The organism is Polaribacter uvawellassae, from assembly GCF_039748955.1.
GTDB lineage: Bacteria > Bacteroidota > Bacteroidia > Flavobacteriales > Flavobacteriaceae > Polaribacter > Polaribacter uvawellassae.
Genome location: NZ_JBDIZN010000002.1, coordinates 73,730 through 96,199, shown reverse-complemented (window position 1 = coordinate 96,199; position 22,470 = coordinate 73,730). Strand labels below are relative to the sequence as shown.

Annotated in this window: 16 protein-coding genes; 10 read left to right on the top strand and 6 right to left on the bottom strand. The window is 30.2% G+C overall.

Annotated elements, in window-relative coordinates; all coding sequences use genetic code 11:
• Nucleotides 1–27: 27 nt before the first annotated feature.
• The 4 genes from ABDX67_RS04670 to ABDX67_RS04655 all read right to left on the bottom strand — a co-directional run bounded on the left by ABDX67_RS04670 (nt 28) and on the right by ABDX67_RS04655 (nt 5,911).
• Entirely contained in the window at nt 28–1,257 is a 1,230-nt protein-coding gene (locus ABDX67_RS04670) for a TolC family protein (RefSeq protein ID WP_347173811.1), read from the bottom strand.
• Nucleotides 1,254–4,976 (bottom strand): efflux RND transporter permease subunit, encoded by a 3,723-nt coding sequence (locus tag ABDX67_RS04665; RefSeq protein ID WP_347173810.1) that lies wholly within the window; start codon nt 4,974–4,976, stop codon nt 1,254–1,256. Before ABDX67_RS04665 ends, ABDX67_RS04670 begins: the two co-directional genes overlap by 4 nt.
• 108 nt (nt 4,977–5,084) lie before the next feature.
• Entirely contained in the window at nt 5,085–5,498 is a 414-nt protein-coding gene (locus tag ABDX67_RS04660; protein ID WP_347173809.1) for an HYC_CC_PP family protein, read from the bottom strand.
• A gap of 74 nt (nt 5,499–5,572) precedes the next feature.
• Entirely contained in the window at nt 5,573–5,911 is a 339-nt protein-coding gene (locus tag ABDX67_RS04655) for a hypothetical protein (protein WP_347173808.1), read from the bottom strand.
• Between the two features lie 180 nt (nt 5,912–6,091).
• Between ABDX67_RS04655 and ABDX67_RS04650 the strand changes: the two genes are divergently transcribed.
• The 8 genes from ABDX67_RS04650 to ABDX67_RS04615 all read left to right on the top strand — a co-directional run bounded on the left by ABDX67_RS04650 (nt 6,092) and on the right by ABDX67_RS04615 (nt 14,622).
• Nucleotides 6,092–7,975 carry a tetratricopeptide repeat-containing sensor histidine kinase gene (locus ABDX67_RS04650; RefSeq protein ID WP_347173807.1) on the top strand — a complete coding sequence of 628 codons (1,884 nt, stop codon included), beginning with the start codon at nt 6,092–6,094 and terminating at the stop codon, nt 7,973–7,975.
• The gene (locus ABDX67_RS04645; protein WP_347173806.1) at nt 7,968–8,612 is read left to right on the top strand and encodes a response regulator; all 645 of its coding nucleotides are present in this window, start codon (nt 7,968–7,970) and stop codon (nt 8,610–8,612) included. The genes ABDX67_RS04650 and ABDX67_RS04645 overlap by 8 nt, the downstream gene beginning before the upstream one ends.
• Before the next feature lie 271 nt (nt 8,613–8,883).
• A complete protein-coding gene (locus ABDX67_RS04640; protein WP_347173805.1) occupies nt 8,884–9,486 on the top strand; it encodes an alpha-ketoglutarate-dependent dioxygenase AlkB family protein in 603 nt (200 codons plus the stop codon).
• Nucleotides 9,487–9,524: 38 nt separating this feature from the next.
• On the top strand, nt 9,525–10,409 hold the full coding sequence (gene rluF, locus ABDX67_RS04635) for a 23S rRNA pseudouridine(2604) synthase RluF (RefSeq protein ID WP_347173804.1): 885 nt from the start codon (nt 9,525–9,527) through the stop codon (nt 10,407–10,409).
• Nucleotides 10,410–10,463: 54 nt separating this feature from the next.
• Nucleotides 10,464–11,594 carry a tRNA guanosine(34) transglycosylase Tgt gene (tgt, locus tag ABDX67_RS04630; protein ID WP_347173803.1) on the top strand — a complete coding sequence of 377 codons (1,131 nt, stop codon included), beginning with the start codon at nt 10,464–10,466 and terminating at the stop codon, nt 11,592–11,594.
• Nucleotide 11,595: 1 nt separating this feature from the next.
• Nucleotides 11,596–12,681: an LptF/LptG family permease gene (locus ABDX67_RS04625; protein WP_347173802.1), complete on the top strand. Its 1,086-nt coding sequence runs from the start codon at nt 11,596–11,598 to the stop codon at nt 12,679–12,681.
• Nucleotides 12,668–13,573, top strand: a complete 906-nt coding sequence (locus ABDX67_RS04620) for a DMT family transporter (RefSeq protein WP_347173801.1) — start codon at nt 12,668–12,670, stop codon at nt 13,571–13,573. Before ABDX67_RS04625 ends, ABDX67_RS04620 begins: the two co-directional genes overlap by 14 nt.
• A gap of 95 nt (nt 13,574–13,668) precedes the next feature.
• A complete protein-coding gene (locus ABDX67_RS04615) occupies nt 13,669–14,622 on the top strand; it encodes an acetyl-CoA carboxylase carboxyltransferase subunit alpha (protein ID WP_347173800.1) in 954 nt (317 codons plus the stop codon).
• Nucleotides 14,623–14,685: 63 nt separating this feature from the next.
• Here the strand turns inward: ABDX67_RS04615 and ABDX67_RS04610 are convergent, their stop codons facing one another.
• Nucleotides 14,686–15,744: a TlpA family protein disulfide reductase gene (locus tag ABDX67_RS04610; RefSeq protein ID WP_347173799.1), complete on the bottom strand. Its 1,059-nt coding sequence runs from the start codon at nt 15,742–15,744 to the stop codon at nt 14,686–14,688.
• 110 nt (nt 15,745–15,854) lie between these two features.
• The gene (locus tag ABDX67_RS04605) at nt 15,855–18,416 is read right to left on the bottom strand and encodes an ATP-dependent Clp protease ATP-binding subunit (protein WP_347173798.1); all 2,562 of its coding nucleotides are present in this window, start codon (nt 18,414–18,416) and stop codon (nt 15,855–15,857) included.
• Nucleotides 18,417–18,678: 262 nt separating this feature from the next.
• Between ABDX67_RS04605 and gyrA the strand changes: the two genes are divergently transcribed.
• Together gyrA and ABDX67_RS04595 are read left to right on the top strand one after the other, a co-directional pair.
• Nucleotides 18,679–21,186, top strand: a complete 2,508-nt coding sequence (gene gyrA / locus ABDX67_RS04600; protein WP_347173797.1) for a DNA gyrase subunit A — start codon at nt 18,679–18,681, stop codon at nt 21,184–21,186.
• A 25-nt stretch (nt 21,187–21,211) separates the two neighbouring features.
• Nucleotides 21,212–22,456: a tetratricopeptide repeat protein gene (locus ABDX67_RS04595; protein WP_347173796.1), complete on the top strand. Its 1,245-nt coding sequence runs from the start codon at nt 21,212–21,214 to the stop codon at nt 22,454–22,456.
• Nucleotides 22,457–22,470 lie beyond the last annotated feature (14 nt).

The window sequence follows — 22,470 nt, the reverse complement described above, 5'->3', positions numbered from 1 at the left end:
AATTTATAGTTAATATTTATTTTGATTTTACTGTTTTAAATAATTGATAATTGTGGTTTGCAAATAATAATTGTGAATAGCTTCTATTTGATTGATTTGAAATTTTAATTGTAATTCTTGAATGTCTAAAATATCATTAAAGTTAATAGTTCCGGTTTCGTAATTTTTTAGCAATAATTCTTCTGCTACTTTAGCTTGTTTCAAATTTTTATTTTGAGTATTATATTTAATTCGAGATTGATTACGCAAAGAAATAGCTTTTGATAAATCTGCTTTTAATGCATTTAATCGATCATCTTTTTGAAATTGCAACACTTCCTTGTGCAGTTCATTTTGTTTAGTTTGTGATGTGTACTTCTTATTAAAAATAGGTAGCGTTATAGATACCATCGGCATTATCATATCTTTAAAAGGGCTAGTAATCATTCCGTTACTTTCTTGATTGATATACTCCAAACCAACACCAATTTTTGGTTTTTTTTCTTTTTGATTTAACAGCTCCGAAACTTCAACAGATCGATACAGCTTATCATATTTAAGCAATTCTGGATTTAAAGCGAGCATTTCATAATCATAAAGAGTATCTTCTTCGGGAATTTCCAATGAAGAATCTACTGTTACAATGGTATTGTAACTCTGATTTAACAAGCTGTTCATTGCTGCTTGAATTCCGTTATACTGTTGAATTAAAACTGCTTTTTCTTGATTAAGTTCATTCTGCCTTATTTGTAACTTCAAAACATCTACCGCAGATGCTTTACTTACTTCTAACGCAGTCAATGCTAAACGTTCATAATGTTTTAACAGCTCAATATTTTTATCAAGCACTTTTTGTTTGGCATTAATTTGATAGAGTTGGTAATACAATTGAGAAACAGAAAGCACCAATTTTCGCTTAGCGATAGTTACTTCTACAAACTCAGCTTCTGCCAGTGTTGCTGCATAATTTTTTCTTGCGGATATGGTTCCAAACCAAGGCAGCATTTGCATTACCGAAACCTTAAAACGTTGCATTGGCATATTCATTTCTGGTGATATTGCCATTACTCCCAAATTAAACTCTGTATTTGGCAAGCTATTTACTTCATGTATTTTTTCTGAAGCAATTTTATGCTGATAATCAAATTTTTTAATATCAAGATTGTTCTTTAAAGCATCATTGATTAGAGTTTCTAACTGCTGTGCATTTCCTTTAAGAATAAAGAAAAAAGAACAAAGAAAAATAACTGTTTTAATATTGAATTTTAAGTTTTTCATTTTGCTGTTCTTTTAAGTTGAAATTCTTGTTTCCAGCTAAATAAAACCGGAACTACAAATAAGGTAATTAACGCAATTAACATTCCACCAAAACTCGGAATTGCCATCGGAATCATAATGTCACTTCCTCTTCCTGTTGATGTTAGAATTGGCAATAGCGCTAAAATGGTTGTTGCGGTTGTCATTAAACAAGGGCGAATTCTTTTCTCTCCAGCTTCAACAATAGATGCTCTAATCTCTTTTTTACTTTCTGGTTTATTTCTATCAAATGTTTGTGTTAAATAGGTTGCCATAACAACGCCATCGTCTGTTGCAATTCCGAAAAGCGCAATAAATCCAACCCAAACAGCAACACTTAAATTGATGGTCTTCATTTGAAATAAATCGCGAAGATTTTCGCCAAAGAAATTGATGTTAAAAAACCAATCTTGTCCGTACAGCCAAATCATAATAAATCCGCCAGAAAAAGCGACAGCAATTCCTGTAAAAACCATTAGTGATGTTGCTACAGATCGAAACTGAAAATACAGAATTAAAAAGATAATTGCCAATGCTAAAGGCACCACAACAGATAATGTTTTTTCTGCTCTTAGTTGATTTTCATAAGTTCCTGTAAACGTGTAATTAATTCCTTTTGGAACAACTAATTCTCCTGCATCAATTTTTGATTGAATCAAAGCTTGCGCATTTTCAACAACATTTACTTCTGCAAATCCGTCTAACTTATCAAACAACACATAACCGACTAAAAAAGTGTCTTCACTTTTAATTACTTGCGGTCCTTGTTCATATTTAATTGCAGCCAATTCACCTAAAGGAATTTGGTTACCGTTTGCAACAGGAATGTAAATATTTTTTAAATCTGTTGGATTTGCTCTTAGTTCTCTAGGATAACGAACACGAACACCGTAACGTTCTCGTCCTTCAACAGTTTGTGTTATTTGTATTCCACCAATTGCAACTTCAATAATATTTTGTACATCTTGTATCGAAATTCCATAACGAGCAATCTTCTCTCTATCAATATCAATTAATAAATAAGGTTTGCCAACAATTCTATCAGCAAAAACAGCTTCTACTTTAACACCTTCTGCTTGTTTTAAAATCGTTTCTAGGGCAACTCCAAAAGCTTCAATTTGCTTTAAATCTTGTCCTTTTACTTTTATCCCCATCGGTGCACGCATTCCTGTTTGCAACATTACCAAACGTGTTTCAATTGGTTGTAATTTCGGAGCAGAAGTAACTCCAGGCAATTTTGTTACACGCACAATTTCATTCCAAATATCGTTTGGAGATTTTATTCCTGGTCGCCAGTTTCTATAAAACTCGCCATTGTTGTCTGGAATAAGCTGTTCTTTTGCATTGATAGATTGCCACGCTTCACGCTGATCCGCTCGCAATGACATTCCGTTTTTCAATACAAATTCACCATCATTATTCACTTTATAACGCTGACGTTCTCCTTTTTCATTCAACATATATTCAGGTTTGTACTGAATCATGTTTTCATACATTGATAAAGGAGCAGGATCTAAAGCAGATTCTGTTCTACCAGCTTTTCCAACAACGGTTTCAATTTCTGGAATACTAGCAACGGCCATATCTAGCTGTTGTAAAACACGTTTGTTTTCTTCAACTCCAGAATGCGGCATTGAAGTTGGCATCAATAAGAATGATCCTTCATTTAATGATGGCATAAATTCTTTTCCTGTGTTTTTCATGATAAAAAATCCAGCAATTACAATTGCTGTAGGAATAGATAAAAACAAGATTTTATTATCTAAACACCATCTTAAAATACGTGTGTAAAACTTTATAAATATGGAGAAAACGCTTAGTAATCCGAAACAAATAATACCGACGAAAATAAGATTCCAGAAAATACTTTTGTCAACACCTAAAGGTCTCCAGTATTCTGCTAAGAGAAATACAATTGCAGCTACAGAAATAATAATATTGATATAGTTAGCTCGTTTTTCGTTTAATTTTTGTTGAAGTTTAAAGATTCCTGTAACTCCAAAAGCAATTACGATTATTCCAAGCCAATATCCATAAATGATACCTGTTATTCCAGCGAATAGTAAAGCAATATTTATAACGTAACTAAAAGACTTTTTGATGCTTTTTTTTCTAAATAAAAATGCTGCAAAAGGCGGAATTAAAAATAAAGCAACAAGAATAGATGCAACTAAAGCAAATGTTTTTGTAAAAGCCAAAGGTCTAAATAATTTTCCTTCAGCGCCAATCATTGTAAAAACCGGAATAAAACTAATTATGGTTGTTAAAACGGCTGTAATAATTGCTCCAGAAACTTCGGTTGTTGCAGTATAAACGATATCATTAATTTTTCGCTTTTCACTTTTCGTTTTTAGCTTTTCTTTTTCCTCATCTAAATGCCTAATAATATTTTCTGAAAGAATAACACCAACATCTACCATGGTTCCAATTGCAATAGCAATACCAGAAAGAGCTACAATGTTTGCATCAACATTAAAAATTTTCATCGCAATAAATACCATTAATACTGCGACGGGTAACAAACCAGATATTAAAATGGAAGCTCGGAGATTAAAAACCATAATCATAATCACTAAAATGGTGATTAAAATCTCTAATGTTAATGCTTCGTTTAATGTTCCTAAAGTTTCTTGAATTAATTCTGATCTGTCATAAAAAGGAACAATTGTTACTTGCGAAGTGCTGCCATCTTTCAATATTTTTGAAGGCAATCCAGCACTTAACTCATTCATTTTTTCTTTTACGTTGTTAATGACTTCCATTGGATTTGCTCCATAACGAGCAACAACAACTCCGCCAACAACTTCTGCACCTTCTTTGTCTAAAATTCCTCTTCGAGCAGCTGGACCTAATGTAACTTTTCCAATGTCTTTAATTTTTATAGAAACAAAATCTTTAGAAACTACAACTGCATTTTCAATGTCAGAAATAGATTTAATATATCCCAAACCACGAACTAAATATTCCGCTTGATTAATTTCTAAAGTTTGTGCTCCAATATCTTTATTACTTTCTTTAACCGCTTTTACAACTTGACTTAAACCAATATTGTACTGACGCATCAATTCTGGATTGACATCAATTTGATATTCTTGCACAAAACCACCAATAGAAGCAACTTCTGAAACGCCACTTGCAGAAGACAACGCATATTTTACATAATAATCTTGAATACTTCTTAATTCGTGTAAATCCCAACCGCCAGTAACATTTCCTTTTTCGTCACGACCTTCTAACGTGTACCAAAATATTTGTCCTAAACCTGTTGCATCAGGTCCTAAAGCAGGATTAACTCCGTTTGGTAATAAATTACTTGGTAAGGAATTTAATTTTTCAAGAATTCTACTTCGACTCCAATAAAACTCTACATCTTCTTCAAAAATGATGTAGATACTCGAAAACCCAAACATAGAAGAGCTTCTGATCGTTTTTACACCAGGAATTCCCAACAAAGAAGTTGTTAAAGGATAGGTAATTTGGTCTTCAATATCTTGTGGCGAACGACCATCCCATTTTGTAAAAACAATTTGCTGATTTTCTCCAATATCAGGAATGGCGTCAACAGCTACAGGATTGCTTGGTAAAAATCCTGTATCCCAATTAAAAGGAGCATTTACAGTTCCCCATCCTATAAAAAGGACAAGCAATAAAACGGCTACGAGTTTATTTTCTATTAAAAATTTGATGCTTTTATTTAGCATTTGCTTTGATAATTAAACAGTTAAACATTGATGTTTTTAAAAACATCGAATACTAGAATTTATCCTAAAGAATTGCATCCGCAGGATAAAAATGTTATTGTTTAAAAATCAAATTAAATACGTTTCGTCAAGTTTGTAAAGTTCTCTGACGACTAAAGGTGGGGAATAATTTCTATAAGAATTAGTGTTTTCTGTTACAACTTCAAAAAGGTTGTTGTAAGCATATATAAAAGAAGTAATAAATTGTTGTTGTTCAAGTGAAAGTTTTACAATAGAAACTTGTAATTGATCTTGACCATCAGCAACAATTTGATTGTTAGTGCAACAGTTGCTTTTAATAACAGAACAACCATCGGTTGTAGGATTTTGCATTTCCATTCCGCAACCTTCTGCTTTATGAAAAATTGCAGTTTCAACCAACATATCTCCACAATAATGCATATCAACAGTAAACGACATTGTAGAAAACAATACCATTACGGCCATTAATGCAGATGTTATTTTATGGAATACTTTTTTCATATCAACTACAAATGTATGAAATTTTAATTATCTGACTTTTTGTTTCACAAAAATTAACATTAGTGCTTTATTTTTTAATAAAGTAAATCTCCGTAACCCCAAATTATAGTTCCTACCAAGCCAGTAATTACAGATGAAATTGAGATAGTTTCATACAGTAAATCTTTTTCTTTAACAGCGTTAATTTTTTCTTTTAAACGCAAATCTTTTTTAAATAAATTTTCTATCTCGGCTTTTTTTAAACTTGATAACATAAATTGAATTACAACAGAAATAAAACTCAACACTGCGCCAGATCTAGCAAACCAATTTTCATCAGAATCTATTGACATTATTGCCGATATTGCACAGAATACAATTCCAAATACAAGTAAGAAAGCAGGTATTTTATATTTTTTCTTATCAATAATCATAGAGATGAGTTTAAAAATTAATATTAGATTAAATGTAATATTATTATTTCTTAGTTATCTGTTTTAAGTATTAAAACATTTAATACTGCTGTAAATTTACACAATGATTTAAAATTTTAAGTTTTATATTGTGAACCAATTATTAAATTTCATCTTTATAATTAATTGGTGTAATAACCCATGAAAAAACTTTTTTTTTACTTTTTAATAGTCGTTAATATTACAGTAGTAGCAAATTCTAAAGATTCCTTTTTATTACAAAAAAGAGATACTATTACAAATTTGACTTTTATAAAGAAGAATTATAAAAAAGGTGTAGAATCTTTATCTAAAGATAACTTTACAGAAGCTCATACAACTTTTTCGTTAGGGTTAGAAACAGCGATTAAACTCAATAACAAAACTCAAATTGCATTAGGAAATTATTATTTTGGAACTTATTATGCAAAGCAAAAAAACTATTCTGAAGCAATAAGTTATCACACAATTTCTCTTAATCTTTATACAGAATTAAATAATAAAGTTGAAATTGCTAATTGCTATATGAATTTAGGAGCAGTATATCATGCAATTGCATCTTATGAGAAAGCTTTGTTTAATTATTTTAAATCACTCAAAATTTCGGAAAGCTTACAGGATAAAAAAAATATTGCAGTTGGCTTAGAAAGTATTGGAAGAGTGTATTTACTTACTTTAGATTTAAAAAAAGCACAAGAGAATTTTACCAAAGCGCTTGCAATTTATGAAGAGTTAAATGATAAAACTGGTATTGTTTTTAGCTTATCTAATCTTGGTGCGAGTTATCAAAAAGAAGATAATATTTTAAAAGCCATTGAATTATTTAAAAAAGCGTTACCCATAGCGCAAGAATATAATCTAAAAATTAGAGAATCTGTTTTATTAGGAAACATAGGTTCTTCTTATAGAAATATTAAAGAATATGATGCTTCTTTAGAATATTTATTTAAAGCATTATCTCTTAAGTTACAATTAAAAAGATTTGGTAGCGCAGCACATTCTTGTAATGATATTTCTGAAACTTATATAGAAATTGGAAATCTTTCTAAAGCTAAAGAATACTCTTTAAAAGCCATAGAATATGCTAAAGAAAATAACTTGCATCAAGAGAGATATGCATATTATGTTTTGTCAAATATTGAATATAGTTTAGGGAATTATAAAAGCTCCATTAAGAATTTAAAGCAATATCATATTTTACAAGACAGTCTTTTTTCTATCGATAAAATAGCCAGCATTAATGAAATGCAAATAAAATATGAAACCGAAAAAAAGAATTTAAAAATTGAAACTCAAGAGAGTAATATTGCATTATTAGATGCAGAAAATAAGGTTAAAAATCAATTACTGCTATTTGGTAGTTTAGCTCTTTTATTAATATTTGTTTCTGTTATTTTATTAAAATCAAGAAATGCGGTAAAAAAAGAGAAATTATTACAGCAACAATTTTCTGAAAATTTACTTAAATCACAAGAAGAAGAAAGAACAAGAATTGCCAGAGAATTGCACGATAGTGTTGGTCAGCAATTAACATTAATAAAACGAAAGTCGCAAAATGAAAATCAAAATGAAATTACTGTTTTAACCAATAATGCGTTAGAAGAAGTTAGAAGTATTTCTAGAGGGTTGTATCCAGCTTTGCTAAAGCAATTAGGTTTAACAGAAAGTATTGAGCAATTAATACATGATTACGATGAGCAAACCGAGTTGTTTTTTTCTGTTGATATAGACAACATAAATACGTATTTTACAGAAAGTACAAGTCTTAATTTTTATAGATTGATTCAAGAATGTTTGACTAATATCATTAAACATGCAAATGCAAAATCGGTTACAGTAAAAATTAAAATAGAAAATAAAACAATCATCACTTTAATTTCTGATAACGGAAAAGGGTTTGATATAAACGACAGTAAAAAGAAAAATAGTTTAGGACTAAAAACTATCTTTGAACGAACACGAATAATGAATGGAAATCTTTCTATTGATAGCAAACCAAATAACGGAACCAGTTTTATCTTTTCTATCCCAGTAAAAAATGAATAATACAATTAGTATACTTGTAGCAGACGATCATCCTTTGTTGTTAAAAGGATTAAGAAACGAATTATTAGATTTAGGATTTAATGTTTTAGAAGGTGTAACAAACGGCGCTCAAGCTTTACAAATGATTATTTTAAAAAAACCAACAATTGCCATTTTAGATATTAGCATGCCTTTATTAACAGGTTTTGAAGTAATAAAAAAATGCAAAGAAGAAGCTTCAGAAACAAGATTTATAATTCTTACATCGTATAAAGAAAAAGGGTTTGTACTAAAAGCAAAAAAAATGAATATTGATGGATATTTATTAAAAGACGAGCCTTTTGAAGAAATTAAAAAGTGTATTAAAGCAGTTTTAAATGGACAGTTTTATGCAACTTCTACTTTTAATGAAATTTTTAAAAATCAAGTTTCACCAGAGTTAGAAAAAATAAAATTTCTTTCGCCATCAGAAAGAACAATTATAAGGTTAATTGCTAACGAAAATTCTACAAAACAAATAGCAAATATTTTATCTATTTCTACAAGAACAGTCGAAAAACACCGTTCTAATATCATCTCAAAATTAGACATACTTTCGGGTACAGAATCACTTTCTAAATGGGTGCATAAAAACAAAGATTTAATAGAATTAATTTAAACTTGTACGTTCGAGCTGTCATATCGAGCGGAGTCGAGATGAGAGAACTATTTAAAAGTTGAAAGTTTCAGAGTTTAGATACGTAGTATTACGCGTTAATAGCACTTACTACTTATTTTGTAATCAATGGTTTATGTATATGTTTGTTTTAGCAAAAGTAAAAAAGAAACTATAGTTATTTGTTATCTTTTAATAACTAACTAAAAAAATCAACCAAATTTTTTGCTCAAACCTTGCAGCTTTTGTTGTAAGGTTTTTGTATTTTTAAACGATGAATTTATTCAATCAAGAAAAAATACAAAACATTTTACCTTACGATGGAATTACCAATTATCACGGTAAAATTCTGTCGCAAAAGCAAAGCGAAATTTATTACCAAAAGTTGTTGTCAGAAATCGAATGGAAAAACGATGAAGCTGTCATTTTTGGTAAAAGAATTATAACAAAACGAAAAGTTGCTTGGTATGGCGATACCGATTATTACTACAATTATTCTAACGTTACAAAGCAAGCACTAGTTTTTACAGAAGCGTTATTAGCGTTAAAAGAAATCGTAGAAAAAGAAAGCAATGCAACGTATAATTCGTGTTTGTTAAATTTATATCATTCTGGAGAAGAAGGAATGGCTTGGCATTCTGACGGAGAAAAAATGCTAAAGAAAAACGGAGAAATAGCTTCGTTAACACTTGGCGCTGAGCGTAATTTTTCTTTTAAACATAAATCAACCAAACAAAAAATAGATTTAGTTTTAGAAAGAGGGAGTTTGTTGGTTATGAAAGATACAACTCAAACAAATTGGTTGCATAGATTGCCACCAACAAAACTGATTAAAACGCCAAGAATAAATTTGACATTTAGAACTATAAATATTTAAAGAATCCGTTTCTTTGCAGAAGAAATAGTTTAGCACTTTTGGAACAGAAAAATCAACAATCTACAAACCTTAATAAGTTTATAAGCAGCACAGGAATTTGCTCTCGTAGAGAAGCAGAAAAATTAATTATTGCTGGTAGAGTTACTATAAACGGAAAACCTACAGAATTGGGTAACAGAGTTTTTGACGGCGATGTTGTAAAAATTGATGGAAGAAAGCTACAACCAAAACCCAAAACACTTTACATTGCTTTTAATAAACCTGTCGGAATTGTTTGTACCACAGATTCAAGAGAGAGAGATAATATTATTAGTTATATAAATCATCCAGAACGATTATTTCCTGTCGGACGATTAGATAAACCATCTGAAGGGTTAATTTTTTTAACCAATGATGGCGATATCGTTAATAAAATTTTGAGAGCTGGTAATAATCATGAAAAAGATTATGTAGTAAAAGTTGACAAACCAATTACAGACGATTTTATCAAAAAAATGAGCAACGGAATCCCGATTTTAGGAACCGTAACTAAAAAATGTAAAGTCACAAAAATTAACACAAATACTTTTCAAATTGTATTAACACAAGGTTTAAACCGTCAGATTAGAAGAATGTGTGAATATGTTGGATACGAGGTTATAAAATTACAACGAACTCGTATTATGAATGTAAATTTGGATGCTTTAAAAATTGGTGATTGGCGCGAACTTACCGAAAAAGAATTGTCAGAAATTAATGCAATGGTTGCTAGTTCTTCTAAAACGGAAGATGCTTCAGTTAATAAAGAAAAACCAAAAAAGAAAGCACCCAAAAAAGCTGTTATTAAACCAAACGAGTTTACTAAGAAAAGTGCAACTTTCAGAAAAAATTCACCAAAATCTAAACGAAATTCTAATACATCGTTCAAAAGAAAAAAGAGATAAATCCTACCATTTCTTTAACATTTCAATTCTTAAATAACTGTATCTTTGCAAGCAATGAAATTTGACTTAAAAATAACCGACCCAAAAAGTAAAGCTAGAGCTGGTGTAATGACAACAGATCATGGCGAAATTGAAACTCCAATTTTTATGCCAGTTGGTACTGTTGGTACTGTAAAAGGAGTGCATCAATCCGAATTAAAAAATGAAATCAATCCTGATATAATTTTAGGAAATACCTATCATTTATATTTACGTCCAAAAACCGACATTATAGAACAAGCTGGAGGTTTGCATAAATTTATGAATTGGGATCGTAATATTTTAACAGATTCTGGTGGTTATCAAGTATATTCTTTATCAGGAAGAAGAAAAATAAAAGAAGAAGGCGTAAAATTTAAAAGTCATATCGATGGTTCTTATCATACATTTACTCCAGAAAATGTTATGGAAATTCAACGTTCTATTGGCGCAGATATTATCATGGCTTTTGATGAATGTACGCCATATCCGTGCGATTTTAATTATGCAAGAAGATCAATGCACATGACGCATCGTTGGTTAAAACGTTGTATAAATCACTTAGAAAAAACACCATTAAAATACAATTATAATCAATCTTTTTTTCCGATTGTTCAAGGAAGTACATATAAAGATTTGCGTAAACAGTCTGCAGAATTTATCGCTTCGGTTGGAGCAGAAGGAAATGCCATTGGAGGATTATCAGTAGGAGAACCAGCAGAAGAATTGTACGGAATGACAGAAGTAGTTTGTGAAATTTTACCAGAAGACAAGCCACGTTATTTAATGGGCGTGGGAACGCCAATTAATATTTTAGAAAACATCGCTTTAGGAGTTGATATGTTTGATTGTGTAATGCCAACTAGAAATGCTAGAAACGGAATGTTATTTACAGCACATGGAACCATAAATATCAAAAATAAAAAATGGGAAAATGATTTTTCTGCCATAGATGATATGGATATTACCTTTGTAGATACTTTGTATTCTAAAGCTTATTTACGTCATTTATTTGCTGCAAAAGAATTGTTAGGAAAGCAAATTGCAACCATACATAACTTAGGTTTTTATCTTTGGTTGACCAGAGAAGCAAGAAAGCATATCTTAGCAGGAGATTTTACCGAATGGAAAGATAAAATGGTAAAGCAAATGGACAAAAGATTATAATTTGAAAATTATTGATTCTTACATATTAAAAAGATATTTAGTAACCTTTTTTTTTACGTTATTAATCTTAATACCAATTGCCATTGCTATTGATATTGCAGAAAAAGTAGATAAATTTTTAGCCTCAGATACTTTAACTCTTTTTGAAATTGTAAATGATTATTATTTAAACTTTATCATTTATTATGCAAACACATTTATGCCGTTGGCATTATTTGTTGCCGTAATTATTTTTACCTCTAAACTATCTAACAATACAGAAATTGTTGCGATTAACAATGCTAGAGTTTCGTTTACACGTTTTTTATATCCATATTTTATTGGTGCAACATTGGTAACCATTTTGGCATTGGTAATGAATCATTTTGTGGTGCCAAGTAGCAGTAAGATTCGAAAAAAGTTTGAAAACACTTACATCTTTAAACCAAAATATGGAGATGATATTGTAAAAGACTTTAGTTTACAATTAACCGATAGCACATATATTTTTATTCAAAGTTTCGATTTAAAAAGAAATACCGGATATAATTTTTCTACAGAAGTTTATGATGAAAATAAAATAAAAACAAAACTAACTGCTAAATATATCAGCTGGGATAAAAAAGACAGTACGTTTCAATTATCTAATTATAAAATTAGAAGAATTTATAAAACTAGAGATAGCATTTTTATTGGAAATGCTATTGATACTGTTTTTTCTTTTTCACCAAAAGATTTAGTTTATAAAGCTGCATTAGCACAAGAAATGCCTTCGGATGAATTGATAGAATTTATTAATGTTTCTAAAAAAAGAGGTGTCAAAAATTTGAATGCTCATTTAGTTGAACTCCATAAAAGAACAAGTTTGCCAATTGCTTCTTACTTTCTTACCATTATTGCTGTTGCATTAGCATTTAAAAAGCGTAGAGGCGGAACAGGAGTTAATTTAGCATTAGGTTTTGGATTGATGTTTGTTTACATATTTTTCTTAAAAGTTTCTGAAGTTTTAGGAGCAGTTGCAGGAGCAAATTCATTGCTAACTGTTTGGATTCCAAATATTGTTTTCGGAACCTTGGCTTTATATCTCTACTATAATGCAAGGAAGTAAATTAAAATACTTTTTACAACTTCATTTAATTGTGTTTATTTGGGGATTTACCGCAATTCTTGGTGCTTTAATTAGTATTGATGCAGTTCCGTTAGTTTGGTTTAGAATGCTATTAGCGGTCATATTTATTTTACTCTATTTTATTGTTAAAAAGAAAAAATTTTTAATTGATAAAAAAACTTTGCTTAAGTTTTTATTTACAGGAATAATAATTGCGTTGCATTGGATTACATTTTTTAAAGCTATTAAAGTTTCTAATGTGTCAATTGCTTTGGTAACAATGAGTACAGGTGCATTTTTTACATCACTTATAGAACCGTTGTTTTTTAAAAGAAGAATAAAGCCAATTGAAATGCTTTTAGGATTATTAGTTATTGGAGGATTGTATATTATTTTCAATTTTGAAACTCAGTATTATTTAGGTATTATTTACGCTTTGATATCAGCATTTTTAGCTGCTTTATTTTCGGTTTTAAACGGAATCTTTATCAAGAAAACAGCTGCGGATGTAATTTCATTTTATCAATTATTTTTTGGAGTAGCATTTGTTACCGTTTTTTTATTTTTCACAGATTCTTTTACTTTAAACTTTTTTAACCTTAAAATGTCTGATTGGTTTTATTTATTAATTTTAAGTAGTATTTGTACAGCCTATGCGTTTATTGTCTCAGTTAAAATAATGAAACATTTAACGCCATATACAGTAATGCTTACTATTAATTTAGAACCTGTTTATGCAATAATTTTAGCATTGTTTATTTTTGGTGATAAAGAAAAAATGAATCCAGAATTCTATTATGGTGCGTTTATCGTATTGTTTGTAGTGTTGTTAAACGGAATTATAAAAAACAGAGGCGCAATTCATCAAAAAATGAAAAAGAATAAAACTTAAAAAATTTACAACAAAAACAAATTTTATAGTAAGTTTGTAATGTTGTTATTTCAATCAATTTAAAATTGATTTAGTTAAAATTAACCAACTTATATATGGAATATTTAGATTTTGAACAGCCAATTAAAGAGCTAGAAGACCAATTAACAAAATGTCAGGTTATTGGTGAAGAGAGTGAGGTGGATGTAACCGCAACTTGTAAGAAAATTGAAAAAAAACTAGAAAAAACCAAAAAGGAAATCTATAAAAATTTAACTGCTTGGCAGCGAGTACAATTATCTCGTCATCCAAACCGACCTTATACGTTAGATTATATTAAAGCACTAGCAGGTAATACTTTTATGGAATTACATGGAGATAGAAGTGTAAAAGACGATAAAGCAATGATTGGTGGTTTGGGTAAAATTGGAGACCAATCTTTTATGTTTATTGGTCAACAAAAAGGATATAATACAAAAACACGTCAGTATAGAAATTTCGGAATGGCAAATCCGGAAGGATACAGAAAGGCGTTACGATTAATGAAAATGGCAGAGAAATTTAATATTCCTGTAATTACATTAATTGATACTCCAGGTGCTTATCCAGGGTTAGAAGCAGAAGAACGCGGACAAGGAGAAGCAATTGCAAGAAATATTTTAGAAATGACACGTTTAAAAACACCAATTATAACAGTAATTATTGGAGAAGGAGCTTCTGGTGGAGCATTAGGAATTGGAGTAGGAGATAAAGTATTAATGCTAGAAAACTCATGGTATTCTGTAATATCTCCAGAAAACTGTTCTTCAATTTTATGGAGAAGTTGGGAGCATAAAGAACAAGCTGCAGAAGCTTTAAAATTAACTGCAGAAGACGGAATTAAATTAAAAATTGTAGACGGTATTATTAAAGAACCTTTAGGTGGAGCACATTCTGATAGAGAAACAACTTTTAAAGAAGTAGAAAGAGTAATTCTAGAATCTTATAAAGAACTAAAAGAATTAAATGATACAGATTTAGTGATGCAACGAATGGATAAATACTCTAAAATGGGAGTTTTTAAAGGATAAAAAAATACAAATAAAAAAAGCAGGAAGAAATTCCTGCTTTTTTTATTTGTATTTTTTAAGAAATTAAATCCCCAATTCTTTAAATAGAATTTCTAAATTCGGATCCGAAGGTCTAGGAGCATTTGCGTTTACAATATTTCCTTTAGGATCAATCAACATGAACCTAGGAATCCCATAAACCTGGTAATCTTCCATAAATTTTGTGTCTTTCCCAGCATATAATTGAACTCCAGTTAAGTTTTTTTCTTTCACCATTTTTTTCCATTTAGATAACGCATTATCCCAAGATCCAGCAGTGGTAGGATTGTCAGTTGAAATACTAACAAATTCAATTTTTTTACGAGCGTATTTTTCTTCTAGTTTCTTTAAAAAAGGAATTTGTACAAGACAAGGTTTACACCAAGTTGCCCAAACATCAATATATACATACTTTCCTTTAAAAGCATCTAAAGATGTTTTACCACCTTTATAATTTAAGTAATTGTTAAATTTCGGAGAAGGTTTTCCTCTTCCTAATAATGATTCAGTTTTAATTTGCTGTAGAACTTTAGCGTGTTGAGATTCGTAGTTTTTTTCTAATAAACTAAAAAGCTCCTTATTTTGTTGATTGTTTATTCTAACAATCATGGTATCTATTTCTCCATGTAGTTTTTTTAAACTATCATAACCGTATTTAATTTTGTTTAACTCTTTTGAAAAAGCATCTTTTTCTAACATAAATAATTTACTAGTATTTCCTAAAGCTAAGTTGTATTTATATTGATCAAGTAAATAGTTGGTAGTATTTGCTCCTTTTCCAGAATATTTTGTTGTTTCAAAAAAAGAATTATTATCTGCAGTTAGTTTTAAATCGAAACCATTTCTTAAAAATGCAAAGCCATAATTTTTATTATCGATAACTAAGGTGTAGTAACCGGCTTTTTTTATGTGAAGTGTATCTTTAAAAGTGCCATCTTTATTAATTTTTATATCTTTTGAGTAATCATTACTTTTTATAGAAAAGAGATTGTCGTTTTCATTCATGTTAGTAAATTGACCAGATAAAGTAACAAAACCTGCTGTTTCTTTATTGCATGAAATATACGCTGTAAATACGATTAAAAGTAGTGTAATTTTTCTCATTGAGATGAAGTTTCAAATTTGATGCAAAGATAAGAAAATGATTGCTGTATTTTTGTTGATGTTACGTTATATTTTTCATAAAAAAACCGAGCATAATGCTCGGTTTTTTATTATTTTTCTTTTTGCTCTTCGGGAGCTTTTTTTGCTTTTTTAATTTTAATTGTTAGCGAATTGTTTTTAGAATTTAAATCCATTACAATGGTGTCTCCTTCAGACAATTTAGAACTCACAATTTCTTCAGCTAAAGCATCTTCAATATACTTTTGGATTGCTCTTTTTAATGGTCTTGCTCCATACTTTTTATCAAATCCTTTGTCTGCTATATAATCTTTTGCTTTTTCGCTTAGCTTTAACGTGTAGCCTAAATCAGAAATTCTATGTAATAATTTATCTAACTCAATATCGATAATTAAATGAATCTGTTCTCTTTCTAAAGCATTAAATACAACTACATCATCTATTCTGTTCAAAAACTCTGGAGCAAATGATTTCTTTAAGGCATTTTCTATAATTCCTTTAGCGTGTTCATCTGCTTGCGCAACTTTAGATGAAGTTCCGAATCCAACTCCGGCACCAAAATCTTTTAATTGTCTGGCACCAATATTAGAAGTCATTATAATAATTGTATTTCTAAAATCGATTCTTCTACCTAAACTATCAGTGATAAAACCATCGTCTAAAATTTGAAGCAACATGTTAAACACATCTGGATGTGCTTTTTCAATTTCATCAAGTAAAACTACAGAATACGGTTTGCGTCTTACTTTTTCAGTTAATTGTCCGCCTTCTTCGTAACCAACATATCCTGGAGGTGCTCCGATTAATCTAGAAATAGCAAATTTTTCCATGTATTCACTCATGTCAATTCTAATTAAAGAATCTTCAGAATCAAATAGTTCTTTCGCCAATACTTTTGCCAATTGCGTTTTTCCAACTCCAGTTTGACCTAAAAAGATGAATGATCCAATTGGTTTATTCGGATCTTTTAATCCAACTCTATTTCTCTGAATTGCTTTTACAACCTTGGTAACTGCTTCGTCTTGACCAATTACTTTTCCTTTAATTAAGTTAGGTAATTCGCTTAAACGACTGCTTTCTGCTTCGGCAACTCTATTCACTGGAATTCCTGTCATCATAGAAACAACTTCGGCAACATTATCTTCAGTAACAATTTCTTTATTTAATTTAGAATCATCTTCCCATTGTTTTTGGGCAGATTCTAAAGCTGCTTCAATATTTTTCTCATCGTCTCTTAACTTTGCAGCTTCTTCATATTTTTGTCCGCTAACCGCTTTTGTTTTATTAGAACGAATGCTTTCTAGTTCTGCCTCTAAAGCCAATACTTGTTTTGGAACTACAATATTTGTAATATGAATTCTTGAACCTGCTTCATCCAATGCATCAATTGCTTTGTCTGGTAAATAACGATCTGTCATATATCTGTTTGTTAATTTTACACACGCATCTATTGCGTCATCTGTATAATCAACATTATGATGTTCTTCGTATTTCTCTTTGATGTTATGTAAAATCTGAATGGTTTCTTCAACAGTTGTTGGTTCTACAATTACTTTTTGAAAACGACGTTCTAAAGCACCATCTTTTTCGATGTTTGTTCTAAATTCATCTAAAGTTGTTGCGCCAATACATTGTATTTCTCCACGAGCCAACGCAGGTTTTAACATGTTTGATGCATCTAAAGAACCTGTTGCTCCTCCAGCACCAACAATTGTATGAATTTCATCAATAAAAAGAATGATGTCATCATTTTTTTCCAATTCGTTCATCAATGCTTTCATGCGCTCTTCAAACTGACCACGGTATTTAGTGCCAGCAACTAAGCTTGCTAAATCCAAAGAAACAATTCTTTTGTCAAATAAAATTCTAGAAACTTTTCTGTTTACAATTCGCAATGCCAATCCTTCAGCAATTGCAGATTTCCCCACTCCAGGTTCTCCAATTAACATTGGGTTGTTTTTCTTTCTTCGGCTTAATATTTGCGAAACACGTTCAATTTCCTTTTGTCTTCCAACAACAGGATCTAATTTGTTTGCTTCTGCTAAAGCTGTTAAATCTCTACCAAAATTGTCTAAAACAGGAGTTTTAGATTTCTTAGCAGTCGCTCCACTTTTTTGCGGTTGCTGACCGAAAGGATTTGCTTTTTCCTCACCAAATTCATCATCAGAAGGAGTTTCTGCTATTGGGTCTATTGAGATTTCTGAATCATCTGCATGCAATTGTTTATAAAAAGCTTTTGCTTGATCGTAATCAATATACATTTTGTTTAACAACTTTGTTGTAGGATCATTTTCGTTTCTTAAAATACATAACAATAAATGTGCTGTATCAATAGATTCGCTTTGGTATAATTTAGCTTCTAAAAAAGTTGTTTTTAAGGCTTTTTCTGCTTGCCTTGTTAAATGCAAGCTTTTTTTCTTTTCCCCAACATCAGTAAAACTAATTGCAGCAGGATTTAATTTTTCAATTTTCTTGCGCATTAATTCTAAATCAACATCAAAAGCAGTCATTATGTCAATTGCTTTTCCCTCTCCTTTTTTAATTAAACCTAATAGTAAATGCTCTGTTCCAATAAAATCATGACCTAAACGTAAAGCTTCATCTTTACTAAAGGTGATTACATCTCTTACTCTTGGTGAAAAATTATCGTCCATATTTTTATATATCTAATTGTAAATTTAGTAGATTTTTTATGAAAAAAATACAAAAAAAGTGCCAGTTTAAAATATTTGTCAAATTGTCTTAAAAAATATGATTAGAAACAGTTGAAAACCAGTTGTGTAAACGCTGTTGAAAAATATTAAAAAATGTTGATAACTCTAGGTAATCAGGTGTTATTTTTTTTTGAGTAAAAAGGTAAAAAAGTGTATCTTGCTCGTTTAAGAAATTAGTATAAAAATTAATACATAAATATATATGACAGACGGAGAAAAATTGATCCCGATTAATATTGAGGAACAAATGAAATCTGCGTACATTGATTACTCAATGTCGGTTATTGTTTCAAGAGCATTACCAGATGTAAGAGATGGTTTAAAACCAGTACATAGAAGAGTTTTGTTCGGAATGCATGAATTAGGAATTAAAGCTACAGGTTCTTATAAAAAATCAGCAAGAATTGTTGGAGAAGTATTAGGAAAGTATCATCCACACGGAGATACTTCTGTGTACGATTCAATGGTGCGTATGGCTCAGAATTGGAGCGTTCGTTATATGATGGTTGACGGACAAGGAAACTTTGGTTCAGTTGATGGAGATAGTCCAGCAGCAATGCGTTACACCGAGGTTAGAATGCAAAAGATTTCTGAAGATATGTTGTCTGATATTGAAAAGGATACTGTTGATCATCGTTTAAATTTTGATGATACATTATTAGAACCAACAGTTTTACCAACCCGTATTCCGAATTTATTGGTAAACGGAGCTTCTGGAATTGCTGTTGGTATGGCAACAAACATGGCGCCACATAATTTAACAGAAGTTGTAAACGGAACATTAGCTTATATTGAAAATAGAGATATTGAAATTGATGAGTTAATGCAGCATGTTAAAGCTCCAGATTTTCCAACTGGTGGTATTATTTATGGTTACGAAGGCGTAAAAGATGCTTTTCATACAGGTCGTGGACGTATTGTAATGCGTGCAAAAGCTGTAATTGAAGAAGTAAAAGGACGTGAATGTATCATCGTTACAGAAATTCCATATCAAGTTAATAAAGCAGAAATGATTAAAAAAACTGCTGAATTAGTAAACGATAAAAAATTAGAAGGAATTGCAAATATTAGAGATGAATCTGATCGAAACGGAATGCGTATTGTTTACGTTTTAAAACGTGATGCTATACCAAATATCGTTTTAAATAAATTATATAAATACACTTCTTTACAAACATCATTTAGTGTAAATAATATTGCGTTAGTAAACGGAAGACCTGAACAATTAAATTTAAAACAATTAATTCATCATTTTGTAGAACATAGACATGAAGTTGTTGTTCGTAGAACAGAATTTGAATTGAAAAAAGCAGAAGCTAGAGCACATATTTTAGAAGGATTAATAATTGCTTCAGATAATATAGATGAAGTCATCAAAATTATTAGAGCTTCTAGTAATGCAGATGATGCCCGTGAAGCTTTAATTGCTCGTTTTGAACTAACAGAAATTCAAGCAAAAGCAATCGTTGAAATGCGTTTACGCCAATTAACAGGTTTAGAGCAAGATAAATTACGTGCAGAGTTTGAAGAAATCATGAAAACGATTGCCGATTTAAAAGATATTTTAAGTGATGTAACGAGACGTTATCAAATTATAAAAGATGAGTTAATTGCTGTTAGAGATAAATATGGTGATGCACGTCGTTCTCAAATTGAATATGCTGGTGGAGATATGAGTATCGAAGATATGATTCCAGATACACAGGTTGTGGTAACAATTTCTAATGCAGGATATTTAAAACGTACAAATCTTGATGAATATAAAGTTCAGAATAGAGGAGGAAGAGGTCAAAAAGGAGCAACTACTCGTAATGAAGACTTCTTAGAGCACTTATTTGTTGGTACAAATCACCAATATATGTTGTTCTTTACTCAAAAAGGAAAAGTGTTTTGGATGCGAGTTTACGAAATTCCTGAAGGTGGTAAAAATACCAAAGGAAGAGCAATGCAAAACCTTATCAATATAGAACAAGATGATAAAGTAAAAGCATTTTTGGTTACACAAGATTTAAAAGACGAAGAATACATCAATAACAATTATATTATCATGGCCACTAAAAAAGGTCAGGTTAAGAAAACGTCTTTAGAGCAATATTCTCGTCCAAGAACAAATGGTATTAATGCAATTACTATTAAAGAAGGTGATGAATTACTAGAAGCTAAGTTAACAAACGGTGAAAGTCAAGTAATGTTAGCTTTAAAATCAGGAAAAGCAATTCGTTTTGAAGAAAGTAAAACTCGTCCGATGGGAAGAACTGCATCTGGAGTTAGAGGAATTACGCTTCAACATGATAATGATGAAGTTATTGGAATGGTTGCGGTAAACGATGATGAAAGTAATATTTTAGTCGTTTCCGATAAAGGATATGGTAAAAGATCTAACCTAGAAGATTATAGAATTACTAATAGAGGAGGGAAAGGTGTAAAAACTTTGAATATTACAGAAAAAACAGGAAATTTGGTGGCTATTAAGAATGTTACAGATGAAGATGATCTTATGATTATTAATAAATCTGGTATTACAATTAGAATGGCTGTTTCTGATTTAAGAGTAATGGGAAGAGCAACTCAAGGAGTTCGATTAATTAACATTAAAGATTCTGATAGTATTGCTGCTGTAGCAAAAGTACAGCACGAGGAAGAAGAAGAAATAGACGAAAATGAAACTGGCACAGAAGTTGACAATAACACAACCGAAAGTCAAGAATAAAAAAAGACGATTAAAATTTTTTAGAATGAAAAAACAAATATTATTAGTAGCGTTAGGGTTGTTTACAATAACAGCTTTTTCGCAAAAAAATGAGTTAAAAGCAGCAGAAAAGGCAATAAAAAAACAAGATTTCGCTGCTGCCTTAACTGCAATTAACTCAGCAGAAGGATTAATATCTAATGCAGATGACAAACTAAAATCTAAATTTTACTTCTTAAAAGGTCAAGCTTATGGAGGTAAAAAAGATTATGAAAAAGCTGCAAAGGCTTATAATGAACTATTCGAATTTGAGAAATCAACCGGAAAAGAACGTTATTCTGATGATGCTTTACCTTTATTAAACACTTTAAAAGATGAGGTAAATAAAAAAGCATTTGCTTTAAATGATGCTAAAAACTATAAAGAATCAGCAAAAGCATTTTACTTAAGATATACATTAGGTAAAAACGACACATTATTTCTGTCTAATGCAGCCCAATTAGCTTTACAAGCTGAAGATTTAGAAGCAGCTTTTACCTATTATAGCGAATTAAAAAATTTAGGTTATACAGGTATTAAAGAAATTTACGCAGCAACTGATAAAGATACGAATCAAAAAATTACTTTCAATACTAAAGAAGAAATGCTTTTAATGATGAAGTCTGGTAAATATATCAATAACTCAATCACAAAATCACCTTCAAAAAGAAATGATATTCTAAAAAACATAGTTACTATTTTAACTAGACAGAAAAAGTTTAATGAGGCAATTGCTCTAATACAAGAGTTGCGTAAAATTGAACCAAATAATTTAGAATTGTTGAAGTCAGAAGCTTTTATTTATAATGATTTAAATCAGCCAGAAAAGTTTGCTGCATTAATGAAAGAAGCTGCACAGAAAGACCCAAACAACCCAACTTTATTCTTTAATATTGGGATTGTAAATTATAATGCTAAAAATATTGAGGAAGCAGAACTTTATTTTACCAAAGCAGTAAAACTTAAATCGGATTTTCCAAAAGCAAACTGGATGTTAGCCAATACCTTATTGTTAAAAGATGCGGATTTAGTTACAAAAATGAATGATTTGCCAATATCAGATACAGTAAACTATAATAAGTATAAAGCTGAGCGTAAAAAACTTTTTAACAAGGTTTTACCTATTTTAATAGAGGCTGATAAACAAGAAAGAAACTCAGAAACTGTACGTGTTTTAATTGGTGTTTATGAGCAATTAGAAATGTCTGATAAAGCAACCGAATTAAGAAAAGTGTTAAAAACATTAGAATAAAATTTACCATATTT

Bases quoted from the DNA above. Each gene is read 5' to 3' on its own strand.
- ABDX67_RS04670 (WP_347173811.1), bottom strand. From the start codon at position 1,257: ATGAAAAACTTAAAATTCAATATTAAAACAGTTATTTTTCTTTGTTCT.
- ABDX67_RS04640 (WP_347173805.1), top strand. From the start codon at position 8,884: ATGAATTTATTCAATCAAGAAAAAATACAAAACATTTTACCTTACGAT.
- ABDX67_RS04660 (WP_347173809.1), bottom strand. From the start codon at position 5,498: ATGAAAAAAGTATTCCATAAAATAACATCTGCATTAATGGCCGTAATG.
- ABDX67_RS04650 (WP_347173807.1), top strand. From the start codon at position 6,092: ATGAAAAAACTTTTTTTTTACTTTTTAATAGTCGTTAATATTACAGTA.
- tgt (WP_347173803.1), top strand. From the start codon at position 10,464: ATGAAATTTGACTTAAAAATAACCGACCCAAAAAGTAAAGCTAGAGCT.
- ABDX67_RS04610 (WP_347173799.1), bottom strand. From the start codon at position 15,744: ATGAGAAAAATTACACTACTTTTAATCGTATTTACAGCGTATATTTCA.
- gyrA (WP_347173797.1), top strand. From the start codon at position 18,679: ATGACAGACGGAGAAAAATTGATCCCGATTAATATTGAGGAACAAATG.
- ABDX67_RS04620 (WP_347173801.1), top strand. From the start codon at position 12,668: ATGCAAGGAAGTAAATTAAAATACTTTTTACAACTTCATTTAATTGTG.
- ABDX67_RS04605 (WP_347173798.1), bottom strand. From the start codon at position 18,416: ATGGACGATAATTTTTCACCAAGAGTAAGAGATGTAATCACCTTTAGT.
- ABDX67_RS04665 (WP_347173810.1), bottom strand. From the start codon at position 4,976: ATGCTAAATAAAAGCATCAAATTTTTAATAGAAAATAAACTCGTAGCC.
- ABDX67_RS04595 (WP_347173796.1), top strand. From the start codon at position 21,212: ATGAAAAAACAAATATTATTAGTAGCGTTAGGGTTGTTTACAATAACA.
- ABDX67_RS04655 (WP_347173808.1), bottom strand. From the start codon at position 5,911: ATGATTATTGATAAGAAAAAATATAAAATACCTGCTTTCTTACTTGTA.
- ABDX67_RS04645 (WP_347173806.1), top strand. From the start codon at position 7,968: ATGAATAATACAATTAGTATACTTGTAGCAGACGATCATCCTTTGTTG.
- ABDX67_RS04615 (WP_347173800.1), top strand. From the start codon at position 13,669: ATGGAATATTTAGATTTTGAACAGCCAATTAAAGAGCTAGAAGACCAA.